At 29.1% G+C, this 3,360-nt stretch carries 3 protein-coding genes and 1 riboswitch; all 3 genes read left to right on the top strand.

Annotated features, from left to right (window positions below; all coding sequences use genetic code 11):
- The first annotated feature begins 22 nt into the window (after positions 1–22).
- A complete protein-coding gene (locus ACMOUI_RS10975) occupies positions 23–1,606 on the top strand; it encodes an AbgT family transporter (protein ID WP_418965737.1) in 1,584 nt (527 codons plus the stop codon).
- Positions 1,607–1,631: 25 nt separating this feature from the next.
- Positions 1,632–2,762 carry an amidohydrolase family protein gene (locus tag ACMOUI_RS10970; protein ID WP_418965736.1) on the top strand — a complete coding sequence of 377 codons (1,131 nt, stop codon included), beginning with the start codon at positions 1,632–1,634 and terminating at the stop codon, positions 2,760–2,762.
- Positions 2,763–2,827: 65 nt separating this feature from the next.
- A riboswitch (cobalamin riboswitch) is annotated at positions 2,828–3,003 on the top strand.
- A 91-nt stretch (positions 3,004–3,094) separates the two neighbouring features.
- Positions 3,095–3,360 (top strand): hypothetical protein (locus tag ACMOUI_RS10965; RefSeq protein WP_418965735.1); only part of this gene is annotated, 266 nt, incomplete at its 3' end.

Here is a 3,360-nt window from a genome sequence, read left to right as displayed (position 1 = left end):
ATATTTTACTTAGGAGGTTAAAATGTCAAATACTAATATAGGAATATTGGGTAGAACAATTAGAGTTGTTGAGAAAACAGGGAATAAGCTTCCACATCCATTTATTTTATTTGGAATATTTTCAATAATTACCCTATTTGTATCTTTTAGTTTAAACAAATTGGGGTTTGGAGTGACATATTTTGAAAGTGCTAGAACAGCAGGAGAAATTGGGAAAAATACAACAGTTATAGTTGAAAACTTGTTAACATTTAAAAATATGAGAGCATTAGTTCAAGATATTCCAAATATATATGTAAATTTTCCATCTCTAAAAATAGTTGTTTTGATGATGATGGCTATTGGATTAGTTGAAAAAACAGGTTTTTTTACAGCTTTAATGAGAAGATACCTATTAAATGCTCCTAGAAGTATTATAACAGCGGCACTAATATTTACAGCTGTAAATGCTAATATTATGTCTGATGCAGGGACTATATTTGCTTTTACAATAGGTGGAGTTTTATTTGCAGCATTAGGAAGAAATCCAAAAATTGGAATAATAGCTGGCTTTGCAGCTTGTAGTGGTGGTTTTACTGCAAATATGTTTGTTGCAGGTACTGATGCTTTATTGGCTGGAATAACAGAACAAGCGGCAGCAGCAGTTGGAGTGAATTTAACAATAAACCCACTATGCAATTATTATTTTATGGCTGCTGCAACTATTATTTTAACAATAACATTAACTATTTTTACAGAAAAATTTGTTGTAAAAACAGTGGGTGATACTGATTTAGGGAGTAATACCGAATTATTAAAAAGTTATAAATTAACCTCTGAAGAAGAGAGAGGATTAAAATTCTCTTTCTATGGATTTTTAGGATTTTTAGTAATATTTTTGTTATTATGTTATCCAGAAAATGCATTTTTTAGAAATCCAGAAGGTGGATTTTTACCAAAATCACCATTATTGTCATCAATTGTTCCAATAATTTTTGTGATGTTCTCTGTTATAGGAATATCATATGGAATAGGAGAAGGAAAGATAAAAACAACAAGAGATATTCCTAAACTGTTACAGGCTGGATTGACTCAAGCTATACCTCTAATGGTAACATTATTGTCATCATCAATTTTTATATACTTACTAAACAAATCAAATATATTTAAAATATTTGCTGTGAAAGGATCATTTATATTAAAAGAAGCTAATGTGGGACCATTACCATTGCTATTATTAGTTGTATTTATAACAACACTAATAAACCCTATGATGACATCAGGATCAACTAAATGGATTTTATTAGCGCCAATGGTAGTTCCAATGTTTAGTTTATTAAATATTTCTCCAGCCTATGCGCAATTAGCATTTAGAATAGGTGACTCATCAACAAATATTATTTCACCACTACATTCATCAATTCCTGTAATTTTAGGGCTTTTAGCACAGTATCAAGCTGAAGGAAAAATACCTAATACAAAAGAAGAGGGAGAAGCTGGATTTGGGACAATTTTTGCATTGACACTTCCATATTCAATTGTAATATTAGCTTCATTAATCTCTTTAATGGTAGTATGGTATTTCTTAGGATTACCTATTGGACCAGGCTTCAGTTTACATTTATAAAAATAATAAATACTAGGGGGATATTATGAAATTACTTAAAAATGCATTGATAATGAACTATAAAACAAAAAGTTATGATTTATCTAATATTTACTATGAAAATGGAGTTATAAAAAAAATAACACCTACAGATATTGTTTTAGATTTCCAATATGATGAAATATTAGATGCTGAAGGTTTATATGTTACATCTGGATTAATTGATGCTCATACTCATCTAGGGATGAAAGGAGATAGTCAAGGATTTGAAGGAATTGATCATAATGAAAAAAATGATCCAATAACGCCTAACATGAGAGCCATAGATGGAATTAATCCTCAAGATATAACATTTAAAGAAGCTCTTTTTGCAGGGATAACAGTTGTTGGAAGTGGTCCTGGATCAACTAATGTTATTGGAGGACAATATGCTTGTATAAAAACATTTGGAACTTCAATTGATAAAATGATTATAAAATTCCCAATGGCTATGAAAGTATCATTTGGAGAAAATCCTAAAAAAAATTATAATTCAAAAAATAAAACACCAATAACAAGAATGGGAATAGCAGCATTATTACGAGAAACTATTCAAAAAACTATAGAATATAAAAATGATCCTAAAAGAAAATTTGATGCAAAGTTGGAAGCTATGATACCTGTTATAAATAAAGAGATTCCTTTAAAAGCTCATGTTCATAGAGGTGATGATATTATAAGTGCTATAAGGATAGCCAAAGAGTTCAATTTAGATATGACTTTAGATCACTGTACATGTATAACTGATGTCTTGGATGATGTCTTAAATGAAAAATTTCCTCTGATAATGGGACCATCATTAGGAGCACGTGGAAAAATTGAACTAAAAGGTAAATCTTTTAAAAATGTAGCAACTGTTAGCAAAAAAGCTGATATTTGCATAACAACAGATGCTCCAGTAATTCCTTTAGAGTATCTACCTATTTGTGCTGGATTGGCTATTGAAAATGGGATGGATGAATGGAAGGCATTGGAAGCAGTAACTATAAATGGTGCCAAAATTATGAAGATTGATGATAAATACGGTTCTTTAGAGGTTGGAAAAGTAGCTGATATTATAGTTTGGAAAAGAAAACCATTTATATCAGTAACATCACCAAAATATGTTATAGTAGAAGGAAAAAATATAAATCTCTAAATAAAAAAGTAAAATAGATTTATCCCATTTTATAAATTGACAAATAATTAAAAATAAGATATAAAATTAAATAAAAGTTTTTAGGTGCTTAGGCATAACAAGGAAGTAGGTGAAAATCCTACACAGCCTCCGCTACTGTAATGAGGATGAAACTATAAAACCACTGGAGTTATAAACTCTGGGAAGGATAGGAGTAAAGAGATTCTAAGTCAGGAGACTTACCTAAAAACTACACAAAAATTGTTAGGAGTGGACAAATGTGTGTAAAAATCTAATGGAGTTTATCTAGTAGATTTTTTTGTCTTCTTCTCTACGCTTAGGGAGTGAGAAAGATGAATAAAGATTTAAAATGGGATTATAATAAGTTCAAGGAATTTGATAAATTTATACATACTTTTAAAACCTATAAAGATTTGATAATTTTTTTAGAAAAGAACTTATTAGCAATGAGTGGACGTCAAGAATTTCTATACCATATTGTTAAAATGACACCTCAAGAACAATTACTATTATTTTATTTAAAAAAATATAAAAGTATTAATGATTCAAAAGTGTTTTATAAAAGGTATATTAAATTTTGTCAAGAATACTATTATCT

Origin of the sequence: Cetobacterium sp. (assembly GCF_048470075.1) — a bacterium.
Classification (GTDB): Bacteria; Fusobacteriota; Fusobacteriia; order Fusobacteriales; family Fusobacteriaceae; genus Cetobacterium_A.
The sequence above is the reverse complement of the archived record's forward strand: the minus strand, read 5'-3'. Positions and strand labels throughout refer to the sequence as shown.

Bases quoted from the DNA above. Each gene is read 5' to 3' on its own strand.
- ACMOUI_RS10975 (WP_418965737.1), top strand. From the start codon at position 23: ATGTCAAATACTAATATAGGAATATTGGGTAGAACAATTAGAGTTGTT.
- ACMOUI_RS10970 (WP_418965736.1), top strand. From the start codon at position 1,632: ATGAAATTACTTAAAAATGCATTGATAATGAACTATAAAACAAAAAGT.